We start from the raw sequence: 12,928 nt of genomic DNA, 5'->3' as shown, positions 1-12,928 counted from the left end.
ATGCCCGCCCGGATTTCCGAGGCGGGCTTTTTCTTATCCGAGACCGACGAGACGAGCAGATGATGTTTCACACAGACGACGAGATCGAGAAGATCGGCAAAGGTTTGCTCGATCGCACTCTGCCAAAGGCAGACTGGACCCATGCCGCGCATTTCGCGGCCGCGGTCTGGATGCTGCGCCGGCGCGGGCAGGCCGCATTTTCAGAGATGCCCGGCATCATCCGGGCCTATAATGAGGCAACCGGGGGGCGGAACACCGATGCCGAAGGCTATCATGAGACCATCACGAGGGCCTCTCTGATCGTGGCGCGCGCGCATTTGGCCGCGCAGGCTGACCGGCCGATGTTCAAACAGGTCAACAGCCTCCTCGGCGGGCCTTGCGGGCAATCGGGCTGGATCCTGCTCCACTGGTCGCCAGAGCGCCTGTTCTCTGCAGAAGCGCGCCGGGCTTGGGTCGATCCGGATCTCGCGCCCTTGCCTGCCTGACCGTCTCCCCCCCTTCGCGCCGCGTCAGGGCTGGCCATGCTTGAGAGGCGGGGCCAGCATGGCAGCGAGCAAAGTGAGGACAATGGCCATGGATCTCGGGTTGAAGGACAAGGTGATTTTCATCGCGGGCGCCAGCCGGGGCATCGGCCACGGCATCGCCGAAAGCCTGCTGAAGGAAGGCGCCCGCGTGGCGCTGACCGCGCGGGGCGCAGAGGCGCTGGAAGCCACGCGCGCAGCTTTCGCGGCCGAATATGGCGCGGGCAGCGTCTGGTCCTTCGCGGCGGATCTGACGCAATCGGCGGGCATCAACGCCGCCGTCGCCGCCTGCGAGGCGGAGTTCGGGCCTCTAAGCGGCGCGGTCGCGAATGTCGGCCTCTCGCCTTCGCCGCTTGGTATCGATGTGAGCGATGAGGATTGGGACGCAGGCCTCGACCAGAACCTCAACTCCGCCTTCCGCCTCGCCCGCGCGGCCATTCCCCGCATCAGCGCGAATGGCGGCGGCAGTTTTCTGTTCATCTCCTCCATCGCCGGCCTCGGCGCGCTCGGCACGCCGCTGATCTATGGCGCGACCAAGGCGGCGGTGAACCATCTGTCGACCTCGATTGCGCGCTTTGCCGATGACACGAAAGTCCGTGTCAATACAATTGCGCCGGGCAACATCATCTTCCCCGGCAGCACCTGGGAGAAACAGTCGACCGGCCCGCGCGCAGAGGCATGGTGGCGCTGGATCCGCCGCGAAGTGCCGATGAAACGCTTCGGTACGCCGCAGGAAATCGGCGACACGGCGGCCTTCCTGCTGTCGGAGCGCGCGAGCTTCATCAATGGCGCGGTCATCGCCGTGGATGGCGGACAGACGCGGTAGGGCCAGGCGGGCCGTCAGACCACCCGGCCCTTGAGCGATTTCAGCCACGGCACCAGCGCGGCGTTCACTTCCGCCGGGCGTTCCTGCTGGGTCCAGTGGCCGCAGCCGGGCAGCACTTCAGCGACTTCGAGGTTCGGCACGTGGTCTCGCATGCGCCCGACCGGGTCCTTGATCATGCCGAAGCCGGAGAAGGCGGGGTCCTTGTCGCCGGCGATGAACAGGGCCGGCTGGCCGATCTTCCGGTCCCGGAAGGGCTGCAGGAATTCCCAGTCACGCGTGTGATTGCGATAGCGCGAAAGCGGCCCGAAAAACCCCGAAGCCTCGAACTCGCCCACATAGTAATCAAGGTCCGCTGGGCTCATCCAGGCGCCGATGACGTCCGGCGGGTGAAGCCCGTCCATCAGCGCGAAATCCGACGGTTTGCCTACCGGGAAATCGCCTGGTTTCGCCTCGCCGGAAATGGCATGGTAGAAGCCTTTCAGGAAATGTCTGGGCTCGGCCTCGAAGGCGGCTTCGGCGCGGCCGGGCTCGCGGAAATAGGACTGGTAGAAGAACCGGTTCTTGTCGTCCCACACCTGTTTGATCACTGTATCGAAGGACACGTTCGGCACACCGAAGAACGGCACCGACAGGGCCGCCGCCGCCGCAATCCGGTCCGGATGCAGCAGCGCCGTGTTCCAGACCTGCGGCGCGCCCCAATCATGCCCGATCAGGATAAACGGGGCTTCCGGCGAGAGCGCCGCGCCGACGCCGAGGATATCCCCGATCAGCGCCTCCATCCGGTAGTCTGCCACTTCGCCGGGCTTGGATGAGCCGCCATAGCCGCGCACATCCATCGCCGCCGCCGTGAACCCCGCCGCCGCAATGGGGCCGATCTGGTGGCGCCAGGAATACCAGCTTTCGGGAAAGCCATGCACCATCAGCGCGAGCGGGCCATCGCCCTCCAGCGCCACGCGGATCTGCGCCGCGCCGGCATTGATCATGCGGAATTCGGGCATCTTCGCCTCCTGCTTTTCCGCCGAAGCTGGGGCAGGACGAGGCCGCTGGCAAGCCGGGCCGCCGGGGAAGGCCGGGCGCCATTGACGTTGCGGCGGGGCTTGCGCGGGGCCCGCGCCAGGGCGCAAGCTCCCCTCGACGACCCGCCGGAAACAGGCAGGCAGCTCAAAGGGAGGAGACCCGGTATGACGGCGCATCATATCACCTTCACGCGTGAGGAAGACGGCATTGGCATCCTCACCATCGACCGGCCGGACAAGCGCGGCGCGATGACCTATGCCATGCTCGCCCGCTTCATCGAAGCGGTGCGCGAGGCCGGCGCGGATGACACTGTCCGGGTACTGATCGTGACAGGTTCCGGTGGCAGCTTCTGCGCCGGCACCGACCTGTCGGACCTGTCTACAATTCCCGGGGAAACGCGCGGCGTGCGCGGCGAGGCGCATCAGGGCGATGTCTGGTGGCCGCTCGTCTCCTGCCCGAAGCCGGTGATCGGGGCGATAGATGGCTACGCCGTCGGCATGGGCGCGGAATTCTCCAGCCAGTGCGATGTGCGCATCATCACGCCGCGCACGCGCTTTGCCTGGAATTTCGCCCATCGCGGCCTGGTGCCGGATACCGGCGCGGGCAGCTGGCTCTTGCCGCGCCTGATCGGGCCGAGCCGGGCGCTGCGCCTGCTCTATTCCGGCAGCTTCCTCGAGGCGGAAGAGGCCCTCGCCATCGGCTATGCCAACGCCGTCGCCGAGCCGGAAACCCTGATGGACGCCGCCCGCGCCGAAGCGCGGCGTTACCTTGCCTCCTCGCCCTTCTCCATCCGGCGGATGAAAGAGCTTGTCTGGAAGGGCCTCGAGCGCGATGTTGCGGGCCATATGCAGGCTCATGTGACGGCCCTTTCGGCCTGTTTCAAATCCGCTGACCACAAGGAGGGCGTTGCCGCCTTCCTCGAGAAACGGCCCGCAAAGTTCACGGGCTCGTAACGGGGCGTCACCCAATTTCTTGTCATCCCGGCATAAGCGGTGACGAGGGGCAAGCGTTGCAGCCCCTCATCCCCAACCCCTTCTCCCAAGGGAGAAGGGGCTTTTCGGGCTAACCCATCACGAAGGCGTTGAGCTTGTTGCCGTCCAGGTCGCGGAAATAGCCCGCATAGAAGCTGTCCCCGCGCGGGCCGGGCGGGCCGTCACAGGTTCCGCCAAGGCTGAGGGCGAGGGCATGGAGCCGGTCTACCTGCGCCTTGTCCTTCGCCTGCAGGGCGACCATGACGCCATTGCCAACGCTCATCGGATTGCCGTCAAACGGGTAACAGAGGCCGAGGCCTGCCTGCCCATCGGGCGCGCCCCAGGCGATGAAGGTCTCGGTTGCGAACATCCGCGGTGTGCCAAGCTCTGCCGCAATCGGATCATAGAAGGCCGCCGCCTTCTCGAGGTTGCGTGTGCCCAGTGTGACATAGCCGATCATTGTCGTCCTCCCATCCAGCGACAGCGCAGAACATAAACAGAACATCAGGCGGAATCCAGCGCCGCCGGCGAAAAATTTGACGCAGCCGCCGGGCTGGGCTTCAGTGCGCCCCGAATCGATCCTGGAGCCTCGCCTGATGACCCTGCCGAATGCCTATGCCATCCGTATACAGAAAACCGGCGGACCCGAGGTGCTGGAGGTTGAGGCCATCGCGCCGCGCGCCCCGGGGCCCGGCGAGGCGCTGGTGCGCCAGACGGCCGTTGGCCTCAACTTCATCGACACCTATCACCGCTCCGGGCTTTATCCGGTGAAGCTGCCCGCGACGCTCGGCTCAGAAGGCGCAGGCGTGGTCGAGACGGTGGGCGAGGGCGTAACCGCCGTGAAGCCCGGCGACCGCGTCGCCTATCTCGCTGGCGGCACCTATGCGACACACTATACCGGCCGGGCCGAGAGCATGGTGAAACTGCCTGAGACGGTCAGCGAGGAAGAGGGCGCCGCGCTGATGCTGAAAGGGCTGACGGCGTGGATGCTGCTGTTTGAAATCCGGACTGTGAAGGCGGGCGACGAGGTGCTGATCTGGGCGCCGGTGGGCGGGGTCGGCTCGATCCTGACGCCCTGGGCTGCGCATCTCGGCGCACGGGTGATCGCGGTGACGTCCTCTGAAGAAAAGGCGCAGAAGGCGCGCGCGCTGGGCGCGGCGGAAGTTGTCGTCGGCTATGAGGGCGTCGCGGCAAAGGTCCGTGAACTGACGGGCGGCAAGGGCGTCGACATTGCGTTCGACAGTGTCGGGAAGATTTCGGCCGAAGCGTCGCTGGGCAGCCTGAAGCCGCGCGGCTGGTTCATCACCTATGGCAATGCGTCCGGCCCCGTCGATCCGATCCCGCCTTCGCGCCTTGCGCAGGGGGGCAGCCTGATCATGACACGTCCCGGCGTGTTCAATTTCCTGCAGGCCCCCGGCGCGCTGGCGCGCGGGGCGGGGCTGGTGTTCGAGGCGCTTGCAAAGGGTGTCTTCAAGGCAGACATCGGCCAGCGCTTCGCGCTGAAGGACGCCGCCGACGTCCACCGCGCGTTGGAAGCAGGCAAGACTGTCGGGGCGACCGTGCTGCTGCCATGAGCCGGAAGAGTGCCCGGCGCCGGGTCAGTTCAGGAACTCATCGGCGCCATGGTTCGGGCATTGGCCTATCTCCGTGGACGTATCATCGCTGAGCACCCAGCATTGCCCGAGGATGGAGCAATAGCAGATGTCTACGGCGTAGCCTTCGATGACCCCGTTCAGCGCTTCGATAAGATCCTCCCCCTCGGCGCCGATCACAATGGCTTCCTCGCCCGGGCTGAAGATTCGCTAGTTGATGAAGCTCCGCCGCAGGCGCACCTCGCGGCCAAGGTCAGGCAGAGCCCCGATGATGTCCCGGTACTGACGGATACGCTCCTCGCCGCGATGAACGCGCATCGAGCGCACTTCCGCCGGGCCGATCCCGCGATTGGCGATGATCACTTCGAACACCGGCTCGCCCGCCTCATTCAGGGTCTGGTTGTTGTAGATCATCAGCCGGGGCCAGACCTGCGCCTCGGTCTGGATACGCGAGGCGCGGGCCTGCTCCCAGGTCGCATACATCGCCGCGCAGGAGATCACCACAGCGACAACAGCGGTAATGGTCTGGGCCAGCGCCATCCGCGCGAAGAAACGCTCTGATTGTGTGAGCCCGGCCTTGTCCTCCGTTGGCGGAGGGGCCGGCGGCGCGTCATTTCCTTTGGTCATCATCCCCTCCGGCTGACACGCGCAGAGCTTGCGAAAAGAAGGCGCTCCGTTCAAGGGCTTTTTGGGTCCCCTGCCATCTCCACTTTTTTTGTGCCGCAATCAGGGCGGAATGTGGCGGTGTACGGAGGAAAACAGTCAAGAAACTTGCCGCCGCCCCAGGAGCGTCCCCCTGATCCGGGCCGGCCTGCAGCAAACGCGTTGTTAATGCCGGCCGTGCTATCAACCTCTCTGGAGGCAGTCATGGTGTCCGGTCCGCTCGATTTGATCCTGCTTGTTGTGGTCGGGGCGGCTGTTGCCTGGATCCTCTACCGATCATTCAGGAATCCTCGCGGCGTGATTGTTCGAAGCCTTGCCGGTTTCGGGATCGCCCTCTGCGCGATCATCGCTGCAGCGTTTCTGGGGAGCCCCTTCATATCGGATGCGGCGGGGCTTGGCGTTTTTCTCATCCTTTGCGCACTGGGTGTGTTTGCTGGCGCTGTTGCGCTGCTCGCGATCATGGCCGCTGCACTGCGCCGTGTTTGGGATGCTGCGGGCCGGGAATGAGTTTTCCTCGTTTTGCGCGCTTGCCATCCCCATATAGGGAGCGCAAGCAAGGGAGCCGCGACCGGTCATGGACTTTTCAGCCTTAATCGCGCTCGGCGTATTCATCGCCCTGAATTTCCTGACATCGCTGAGCGGCGCGCTCTTCAAGCCCGGCGCGTGGTACCAAAGCCTCGCCAAGCCGGGCTGGACGCCGCCGAACTGGGCCTTCCCGTTGGTCTGGTCGGCGCTTTACCTGATGAATGCGGTGTCCGGCTGGCTGGTCTGGCAGGCGGCTGGCATGGCGGCGCTGCCGGCGCTCTGCGTCTACCTTGTCAGCCTCATCCTGAATGCCGGCTGGTCGGCCATGTTCTTCGGCCTCCGGCGGATGGATCTTGGCCTTGTCAATGTCGCGCTGCTTTGGTTGTCGATCCTCGCGGTGGCGATCCTTTTCTGGCCCTACAGCCCCATCGCAGCCGCCTTGCAGCTGCCATATCTCCTCTGGGTCAGCATCGCCTCCGCGCTCAACTTTACTGTCTGGCGGATGAACAGGGGCGCGTCCGCCTCAGCCTGATTCAGGCGGACCAAAGCGGCGTTCCGAAAAGTGGGACCCGGTTTTCGGAAAAACGCCGCGACAAATCATAGACCTGAAACCTCGGGCTGATTCCTTGAATCAGCCCGAGGTTCTGGTAACCTGGCGCTCCGCATCAATATGAAGCTCCGTACCCGGATAGCGTCTACCGGCGATCATCCGCCGGGTGATCCGCTCATAATGCTGCACGAACCGCGCCGTCCACTGCGCCCGCGCCTCCGGCATCGCCTCGCCCCGTGCCTGCCAGAGCGCCGCCTCCTGCTCCAGCCGCCAGTTCAGAACACAGCTGAAGTCCGGCGGCACGATATGGAAAAATCCATCCGCCCGCCGCCAGATTTCCGCATAGAGGGTCGCCAGCTGAGCTTCCTGGTACCAGCGCCAGGCGCCATGCCGGTCTTCTGCCTCGACCTCATTGATCGGAGCGGACTTGGTCGCTTCTGCATCCGGTGCTGCGCCCGCCAGCCAGCCCTCGATCACGATGGCGGCAGGCTGGCCGGTAAAGATCCGCCAGTCCGCCTCCGGCGCCCGGTCATCGGCCAGCTTGTCGAAAACGGGGGTGCGCGTGACCATGTCCGGCCCCGCCGCGCGCAGCGCAATGATGCAGGATGCCAGCAGCGCCAGATCGTGCGTACCCGGAGGGCCGCGGACGCTGAACAGCGGGCAGATATCCCGCGCCATTGCGGCGCGCTCAGCCCGGGTGAGGTAGAAATCGTCGAGGCTTGCCCCGAAGACCGGGCCCGAAAGGCCGCTGATCGCTTCTGCCAGCGCCGTGGATTTGCCCGCGCCCTGCGGCCCCGAAACAAACAGCAGTGGGACATGGCCCGGCGGCGCCGCCTCGATATGGCATGCGATCCAGTCCTTAAGGTAAGGCGTGATCTCGCTCTGCCGCGCGTCCTGCAGGGTCAGGGGCATAATCAGGGGGCGGACATTTCCAGCACCCCGCCGGCATCGGCCACGTCCAACACAGGCAGGTCCAGCAGCAGCGCCGGATCGATATAGAAATCCGCGCCCCGGTTCTCGCTGGCCGGATTGCGCCATTTGACGCCCCAGTGCAGGTGCGGCCCGGTCGAGCGGCCCGTGTTGCCGGTCTTCGCGATCACCGCGCCGCGCGCCACCACATCGCCGGGCGCTACATTCACCTCTGACAGGTGCATGAACACCGACAAGAGCCCGTGCCCATGATCCAGGAAAATCGTGCCGCCTTCATAATAAAGGTCCGGATCGGCCAGCGTCACCACGCCGGCAGCGGGGGCCACAACCGGCGTGCCGACCGGCGCGGCCATGTCATAGCCCTGATGCACCGACATGGATTCGCAGGGCTCGCCGCTCGTCTTCGAAACGCCGATATACCGCCGCGCCGGGCCGAAGGGCGAAGACGGCGGCGCGCTGCTCGGCCGGATGAACCCGTCGAGCGCGCCGCGCCCGGGATGGAACGCGGCAAACGCCGCCTGCTTGATCTCCCAGCTGCGCGCGGCGTGCGCCCGCTGCTCTGGGGTGCGCGCATCGATCCGGTCGCAGTCGAAACCCGGCACCGTGCGCAGCTCGTCGCGCCGCTCGGCAATCTCGAACGCCGCCTCCAGCGCCCGCGCGCGCACGCCCAGCGACAGCGGCGCCTGCCGCGCGAGGCCGAACTGTATGCTGCCGGTCTCGTCCGCCGTCAGTGTCACGCTGCCGAGATGGAACACATCGCCCGGCGCGCCGTCACAGATGATCAGGCCGCCTTGTTTCAGGATGCCGCTGCAGGCCTGCGCCGCAGGTTCAGGCGACGGCGCGGCCTCGGCGTCCGGCGCAATTTCCGCCAGCAGGGAGTCCACTGCATCGGCCAGAGCCTCCGGCGCGGCTTGGCCGATTGTCTGCGCCGCCTCGGTTATGAGGCCCGCGCCAGCTTCGCCCGCCATCGCCTGGCCGGGGCTTTCGCTGCAGCCGGCCAGCGCCAGCCCGGCGATCAGGCAGAGGGCCGCCCTCACTGCCCGTAGGCGAGGCGGCGGGCGGCCGCCTCGGCGTCCCAATAGGCTTCCTGATGGTCGACGCTCCAATAACGCAGCGCGCTCAGCGGAATCCGCCGGCCCGTGACCGCGCAGGTCACATAGCTGCCCGCAGTCAGCTGCTCGAAATCATTGTCGCCAAAGCGAAGCCGCGCCTCGCCCTCGCCGGAAAGGGGTCGTGTCAACATGCGAGCCAGTGTGCCCCGGATCGGGGCGAAAAGAAAGTGCCGGGCTGCAAAGTTTCTGCTTTGTTCTTGTGAACAAATGAGGTACACGAAGTGCAGAGACGGCAATCGGGGGCCTTGCCAAACCGGCCCTCATGGTAGACCAAAGGAGACGACTCATGGCCAAACCCGCTCTCACTCTCGTGGACAAGGAATCCGGCGTGGACAAGCAGAAAGCCCTGGAAACGGCGCTGAGCAATATCGAGCGGTCCTTTGGGAAGGGCTCGGTCATGCGGCTGGGCGACAAGAAGACCCTTGATATTGAAGCGGTGTCGACTGGTTCCCTCGGGCTGGATATCGCGCTCGGCATCGGCGGCCTGCCCAAAGGCCGGATCATCGAGATTTTCGGGCCCGAAAGCTCGGGCAAGACCACCCTGTCGCTGCATTGTGTGGCAGAGGCCCAGAAGAATGGCGGCGTCTGCGCCTTCATCGATGCCGAACATGCGCTGGATCCGGTTTATGCTGCCAAGCTCGGCGTGGACCTCGATGACCTGCTGATCTCCCAGCCGGATACCGGCGAGCAGGGGCTCGAGATTGCCGATACGCTCGTGCGCTCCGGCGCAGTGGACCTTCTGGTGATCGATTCTGTTGCGGCGCTGACGCCCCGGGCCGAGATTGAAGGCGAGATGGGTGACCAGCTGCCCGGCCTGCAGGCCCGCCTGATGAGCCAGGCGCTGCGCAAGCTCACCGGCTCGATTTCGAAATCGAAGTGCACGGTCATCTTCATCAACCAGATCCGGATGAAGATCGGTGTCATGTTCGGCAATCCCGAGACGACGACCGGCGGTAACGCCTTGAAATTCTACTCTTCTGTCCGGCTTGAGATCCGCAGGATTTCCTCGATCAAGGACCGGGACGAGGTGATCGGCAACCAGACCCGCGTGAAGGTCGTCAAGAACAAGGTGGCCCCGCCCTTCCGGCAGGTCGAGTTCGACATCCTCTTCGGCGAAGGCATTTCCAAGACGGGCGAGCTGCTCGATCTGGGGGTCAAGGCCAATGTGGTGGAAAAGTCCGGCTCCTGGTTCTCCTATAATGGCGAGCGGATCGGGCAGGGCCGCGAGAAGGCGCGCCAGTTCCTGAAGAGCAATCCGGCGATTGCCGATGAAATCGAGGATGCCGTCCGGCGCAATGCCGGCCTCCTGGCGGAGGAGCTTCTCTCAGCCGGAATGGACTCCGACGACGACGAAGGATCGATGGCGGTCGGGGACGAATAAGGCAGACAGTTTCTTCCGGCCTTCCTGATCTCCGGGCCGGAAGTACCCCCTTTGCGGCTTGCCTGAGCTTGGCGGGGCGCAAAGGGGGCTTTATATCGCCGGTGTAATGTCGCGTCCGGTCTTCGTCCGGGCTGCGGCAAGTTCCAGTAACCGGCAGGGGCCAGAAACCATCCATGAACGGCGTCAATGATATCCGGGAAACCTTTCTCGGCTTTTTCGAGAAGAACGGCCACACAAGGCGCCCCTCGGCGCCGCTCGTGCCGCAGAACGATCCGACGCTCCTGTTCGTCAATGCCGGCATGGTGCCGTTCAAGAACATCTTCACCGGTGCAGAAAAGCCGTTTGCGCCGCGCGCTACCACCTCGCAGAAATGCGTCCGGGCCGGGGGCAAGCATAACGATCTCGACAATGTCGGCTATACGGCCCGCCACCACACCTTCTTTGAAATGCTGGGGAATTTTTCCTTCGGCGACTATTTCAAGGATGATGCGATCCGCCTCGCCTGGGAGCTGGTGACGAAGGAATACGGGCTGGATGCGCGCCGCCTTCTCGTCACGGTGTATGCCGAGGATGATGAAGCAGCCTTGATCTGGAAGAAGGTCGCCGGTTTCTCCGACTCGAAGATCATCCGCATCCCCACCAGCGACAATTTCTGGTCGATGGGCGATACCGGCCCGTGCGGACCCTGCTCGGAAATCTTCTTCGACCATGGCGACAAGGTCGCCGGTGGCCCGCCCGGCAGCCCCGACCAGGACGGCGACCGGTTCATCGAGATATGGAATCTCGTCTTCATGCAGTTCGAGCAGCATGAGGGCGGGCGCCGCACCAACCTGCCCAAGCCGTCCATCGACACCGGCATGGGCCTCGAGCGGATCGCCGCCGTGCTGCAGGGCCAGCACAACAATTACGATATCGACCTTTTCCGCGCCATCATCGCGGCCGAGGAAGAAGTCTATGGGCAGAAGGCAGCCGGCGACAAGACCGCCTCCTTCCGCGTCATCGCAGACCATCTGCGCACCTCCGCTTTCCTCGTGGCTGACGGCGTGCTGCCGTCGAATGAGGGGCGCGGCTATGTGCTCCGCCGCATCATGCGCCGCGCCATGCGCCATGGCCACCTGCTCGGCGCGCGCGAGCCGCAGATGCACCGGCTCGTGCCGGCCCTCGTCGCTCAGATGGGCAAGGCCTATCCCGAGCTCGCCCGCGCCCAGCTCGCGATCGAGACCGCGATCGAACAGGAGGAAGCCCGCTTCCAGCGCACGCTCGGCAACGGCCTCAGCCTGCTCGAAAAGGCCGCCGCCGATCTCGCCCCCGGCGCGGCGCTGCCGGGCGAAGTCGCCTTCCGCCTCTCGGACACTTACGGTTTCCCGCTCGACCTGACCCAGGACATCCTGCGCGCGCGCGGCATCGAGGTCGATGTCGCCGGCTTCGAGACCGCGCTGGACGCCCAGCGCGAGACAAGCCGCGCGGGCGGGTTTTCCTCCGGCGATCAGGCGACCGGCGAAATCTGGTTCGAAGTCCGCGGCGCGCACGGCGCCACGAAATTCACCGGCTATGGCGCAACGCGCGGCGAAGGCCGGCTCGTTGCCATCGCGGCCGGCGGTGTCCTCGCCGGCGAACTCACCCCCGGCCCGGCTGAACTCGTCTTCGATGCGACCCCCTTCTATGCCGAATCCGGCGGCCAGGCAGGCGACCATGGCGAGATCGTGTTCGAAGGCGGCGCCCGGTTCATCGTGCGCGACGTGCAGAAGCGCGCCGGCGACCTGCATGTGCATGTCGGCGAGCTGGTCTCCGGCGCGGCAAAGCCCGGCGCGAAGGCAGACCTCATCGTCAATGCCGCCCGGCGCAAGGCCGTGATGGCCAACCATTCGGCGACCCACCTGATGCACGCCGCGCTGCGCAAGGTGCTCGGGCCCCATGTCACGCAGAAAGGCTCCCTCGTCGAGGCAGACCGGCTGCGCTTTGACTTCTCCCATTCCGGCCCGGTCACGGCGGCCGAACTCGAAGCCATCGAGGATGAGGTCAACGCCCAGATCAGGGCCAATATCGAGACCGGCATCAGGGTGACGAGCCCGGAAAAGGCCATCGAGGCCGGCGCGCTCGCCCTGTTCGGCGAGAAGTATGGCGACGAGGTCCGCGTCCTCTCGATGGGCGTGCCGGGTGAAGGCGGCCAGTCCTATTCGGTCGAGCTCTGCGGCGGCACGCATGTCGAGCGGTCGGGCGATATCGCGGTCTTCGCCATCCTGTCGGAAAGCGGCGTCTCCGCCGGTATCCGCCGGATCGAGGCCGCCACCGGCGCCGAAGCGCTGGCCTATCTCAAGGGCCGCGCGCATATCGCCGCCGATGTCGCCGAGAGCCTCAAAGTGCCGCTGAAAGACCTGCCGCGCCGCGTGAGCGCGCTGGTGGACGAGCGCCGCAGCCTCGAGCGTGAGCTGGCCGACGCCAAGCGCAAGCTGGCCCTCGGCGGGGGCGGCGCCGCCCCGGCCGGCCCGGAAGTGATCAACGGGGTTAATCTCATCGCGCGCATCGCCGAAGGGGTCGGCGGCAAGGAACTGCGCACCCTCGTGGATGAAGCGAAAGGCCAGATCGGCTCCGGCGTCGTCGTCTTCGTCGGCACCGAAGGCGGCAAGGCTGGCGTCGCGGTCGGCGTCACGAAGGATCTCGCGGAGAAATTCTCGGCTGTGGAGCTGGTGAAAGTCGCCGCCGCTGCGGTCGGCGGCCAGGGCGGTGGCGGCCGGCCAGACATGGCCCAGGCCGGCGGCCCGGATGCGGACAAGGCCGCCGAGGCGCTGGACGCCGTCCGCGCCGCGCTGAAAGGCTGAGCCCGGTTCAGGGCGCTGGAG

15 protein-coding genes are annotated in these 12,928 nt (G+C 65.7%); 8 read left to right on the top strand and 7 right to left on the bottom strand.

What is annotated here, in order from left to right:
• Positions 1–59: 59 nt before the first annotated feature.
• On the top strand, positions 60–485 hold the full coding sequence (locus tag ACK4SV_RS10975; protein ID WP_409917872.1) for a hypothetical protein: 426 nt from the start codon (positions 60–62) through the stop codon (positions 483–485).
• An 88-nt stretch (positions 486–573) separates the two neighbouring features.
• The gene (locus ACK4SV_RS10970) at positions 574–1,347 is read left to right on the top strand and encodes an SDR family NAD(P)-dependent oxidoreductase (protein ID WP_409917871.1); all 774 of its coding nucleotides are present in this window, start codon (positions 574–576) and stop codon (positions 1,345–1,347) included.
• A gap of 14 nt (positions 1,348–1,361) precedes the next feature.
• Here ACK4SV_RS10970 and ACK4SV_RS10965 read toward each other — a convergent pair whose 3' ends face one another.
• Positions 1,362–2,345 (bottom strand): alpha/beta fold hydrolase, encoded by a 984-nt coding sequence (locus ACK4SV_RS10965; RefSeq protein WP_409917870.1) that lies wholly within the window; start codon positions 2,343–2,345, stop codon positions 1,362–1,364.
• Positions 2,346–2,528: 183 nt separating this feature from the next.
• On the opposite strand from ACK4SV_RS10965, the gene ACK4SV_RS10960 reads away from it, so the two are divergent.
• Positions 2,529–3,317 carry an enoyl-CoA hydratase/isomerase family protein gene (locus tag ACK4SV_RS10960; RefSeq protein WP_409917869.1) on the top strand — a complete coding sequence of 263 codons (789 nt, stop codon included), beginning with the start codon at positions 2,529–2,531 and terminating at the stop codon, positions 3,315–3,317.
• A gap of 109 nt (positions 3,318–3,426) precedes the next feature.
• On the opposite strand, the gene ACK4SV_RS10955 is transcribed toward ACK4SV_RS10960, so the two are convergent.
• Positions 3,427–3,795 carry a VOC family protein gene (locus tag ACK4SV_RS10955; protein ID WP_409917868.1) on the bottom strand — a complete coding sequence of 123 codons (369 nt, stop codon included), beginning with the start codon at positions 3,793–3,795 and terminating at the stop codon, positions 3,427–3,429.
• A 136-nt stretch (positions 3,796–3,931) separates the two neighbouring features.
• Between ACK4SV_RS10955 and ACK4SV_RS10950 the strand changes: the two genes are divergently transcribed.
• Positions 3,932–4,909 carry a quinone oxidoreductase family protein gene (locus tag ACK4SV_RS10950; protein ID WP_409917867.1) on the top strand — a complete coding sequence of 326 codons (978 nt, stop codon included), beginning with the start codon at positions 3,932–3,934 and terminating at the stop codon, positions 4,907–4,909.
• 24 nt (positions 4,910–4,933) lie between these two features.
• On the opposite strand, the gene ACK4SV_RS10945 is transcribed toward ACK4SV_RS10950, so the two are convergent.
• Entirely contained in the window at positions 4,934–5,107 is a 174-nt protein-coding gene (locus ACK4SV_RS10945) for a hypothetical protein (RefSeq protein WP_409917866.1), read from the bottom strand.
• A 30-nt stretch (positions 5,108–5,137) separates the two neighbouring features.
• The gene (locus ACK4SV_RS10940; protein WP_409917865.1) at positions 5,138–5,554 is read right to left on the bottom strand and encodes a hypothetical protein; all 417 of its coding nucleotides are present in this window, start codon (positions 5,552–5,554) and stop codon (positions 5,138–5,140) included.
• A gap of 204 nt (positions 5,555–5,758) precedes the next feature.
• On the opposite strand from ACK4SV_RS10940, the gene ACK4SV_RS10935 reads away from it, so the two are divergent.
• Together ACK4SV_RS10935 and ACK4SV_RS10930 are read left to right on the top strand one after the other, a co-directional pair.
• Positions 5,759–6,097, top strand: a complete 339-nt coding sequence (locus ACK4SV_RS10935; protein WP_409917864.1) for a hypothetical protein — start codon at positions 5,759–5,761, stop codon at positions 6,095–6,097.
• 67 nt (positions 6,098–6,164) lie between these two features.
• Entirely contained in the window at positions 6,165–6,647 is a 483-nt protein-coding gene (locus ACK4SV_RS10930; protein ID WP_409917863.1) for a TspO/MBR family protein, read from the top strand.
• A 99-nt stretch (positions 6,648–6,746) separates the two neighbouring features.
• On the opposite strand, the gene ACK4SV_RS10925 is transcribed toward ACK4SV_RS10930, so the two are convergent.
• Genes ACK4SV_RS10925 through ACK4SV_RS10915 form a run of 3 tightly spaced genes read right to left on the bottom strand, consistent with a single transcriptional unit; the run spans position 6,747 to position 8,838 of the window.
• A complete protein-coding gene (locus tag ACK4SV_RS10925; protein WP_409917862.1) occupies positions 6,747–7,577 on the bottom strand; it encodes a kinase in 831 nt (276 codons plus the stop codon).
• A 2-nt stretch (positions 7,578–7,579) separates the two neighbouring features.
• A complete protein-coding gene (locus tag ACK4SV_RS10920; protein WP_409917861.1) occupies positions 7,580–8,632 on the bottom strand; it encodes a M23 family metallopeptidase in 1,053 nt (350 codons plus the stop codon).
• Complete coding sequence (locus ACK4SV_RS10915) at positions 8,629–8,838, bottom strand: DUF2093 domain-containing protein (protein WP_409917860.1); 210 nt, start codon at positions 8,836–8,838, stop codon at positions 8,629–8,631. The genes ACK4SV_RS10920 and ACK4SV_RS10915 overlap by 4 nt, the downstream gene beginning before the upstream one ends.
• Positions 8,839–8,993: 155 nt before the next feature.
• Here ACK4SV_RS10915 and recA point away from each other — a divergent pair, with 155 nt between their 5' ends.
• Both recA and alaS read left to right on the top strand, forming a co-directional pair.
• On the top strand, positions 8,994–10,088 hold the full coding sequence (gene recA / locus ACK4SV_RS10910; RefSeq protein ID WP_409917859.1) for a recombinase RecA: 1,095 nt from the start codon (positions 8,994–8,996) through the stop codon (positions 10,086–10,088).
• Positions 10,089–10,261: 173 nt separating this feature from the next.
• Positions 10,262–12,907, top strand: a complete 2,646-nt coding sequence (gene alaS, locus ACK4SV_RS10905; protein ID WP_409917858.1) for an alanine--tRNA ligase — start codon at positions 10,262–10,264, stop codon at positions 12,905–12,907.
• The last annotated feature ends 21 nt before the right edge of the window (positions 12,908–12,928 follow it).

The organism is Hyphomonas sp., assembly GCF_046313735.1.
Classification (GTDB): domain Bacteria; phylum Pseudomonadota; class Alphaproteobacteria; order Caulobacterales; family Hyphomonadaceae; genus Hyphomonas.
Note: the sequence above shows the minus strand (reverse complement) of the source record. Positions and strands in the feature narration are given on the sequence as shown.

What these genes read in the sequence shown, in the direction of transcription:
- ACK4SV_RS10965 (WP_409917870.1), bottom strand. Translation starts at nt 2,345, where the DNA reads ATGCCCGAATTCCGCATGATCAATGCCGGCGCGGCGCAGATCCGCGTG.
- ACK4SV_RS10915 (WP_409917860.1), bottom strand. Translation starts at nt 8,838, where the DNA reads ATGTTGACACGACCCCTTTCCGGCGAGGGCGAGGCGCGGCTTCGCTTT.
- ACK4SV_RS10925 (WP_409917862.1), bottom strand. Translation starts at nt 7,577, where the DNA reads ATGCCCCTGACCCTGCAGGACGCGCGGCAGAGCGAGATCACGCCTTAC.
- ACK4SV_RS10950 (WP_409917867.1), top strand. Translation starts at nt 3,932, where the DNA reads ATGACCCTGCCGAATGCCTATGCCATCCGTATACAGAAAACCGGCGGA.
- ACK4SV_RS10935 (WP_409917864.1), top strand. Translation starts at nt 5,759, where the DNA reads ATGCCGGCCGTGCTATCAACCTCTCTGGAGGCAGTCATGGTGTCCGGT.
- ACK4SV_RS10975 (WP_409917872.1), top strand. Translation starts at nt 60, where the DNA reads ATGATGTTTCACACAGACGACGAGATCGAGAAGATCGGCAAAGGTTTG.
- ACK4SV_RS10960 (WP_409917869.1), top strand. Translation starts at nt 2,529, where the DNA reads ATGACGGCGCATCATATCACCTTCACGCGTGAGGAAGACGGCATTGGC.
- ACK4SV_RS10970 (WP_409917871.1), top strand. Translation starts at nt 574, where the DNA reads ATGGATCTCGGGTTGAAGGACAAGGTGATTTTCATCGCGGGCGCCAGC.
- ACK4SV_RS10940 (WP_409917865.1), bottom strand. Translation starts at nt 5,554, where the DNA reads ATGACCAAAGGAAATGACGCGCCGCCGGCCCCTCCGCCAACGGAGGAC.
- ACK4SV_RS10955 (WP_409917868.1), bottom strand. Translation starts at nt 3,795, where the DNA reads ATGATCGGCTATGTCACACTGGGCACACGCAACCTCGAGAAGGCGGCG.
- ACK4SV_RS10930 (WP_409917863.1), top strand. Translation starts at nt 6,165, where the DNA reads ATGGACTTTTCAGCCTTAATCGCGCTCGGCGTATTCATCGCCCTGAAT.
- recA (WP_409917859.1), top strand. Translation starts at nt 8,994, where the DNA reads ATGGCCAAACCCGCTCTCACTCTCGTGGACAAGGAATCCGGCGTGGAC.
- alaS (WP_409917858.1), top strand. Translation starts at nt 10,262, where the DNA reads ATGAACGGCGTCAATGATATCCGGGAAACCTTTCTCGGCTTTTTCGAG.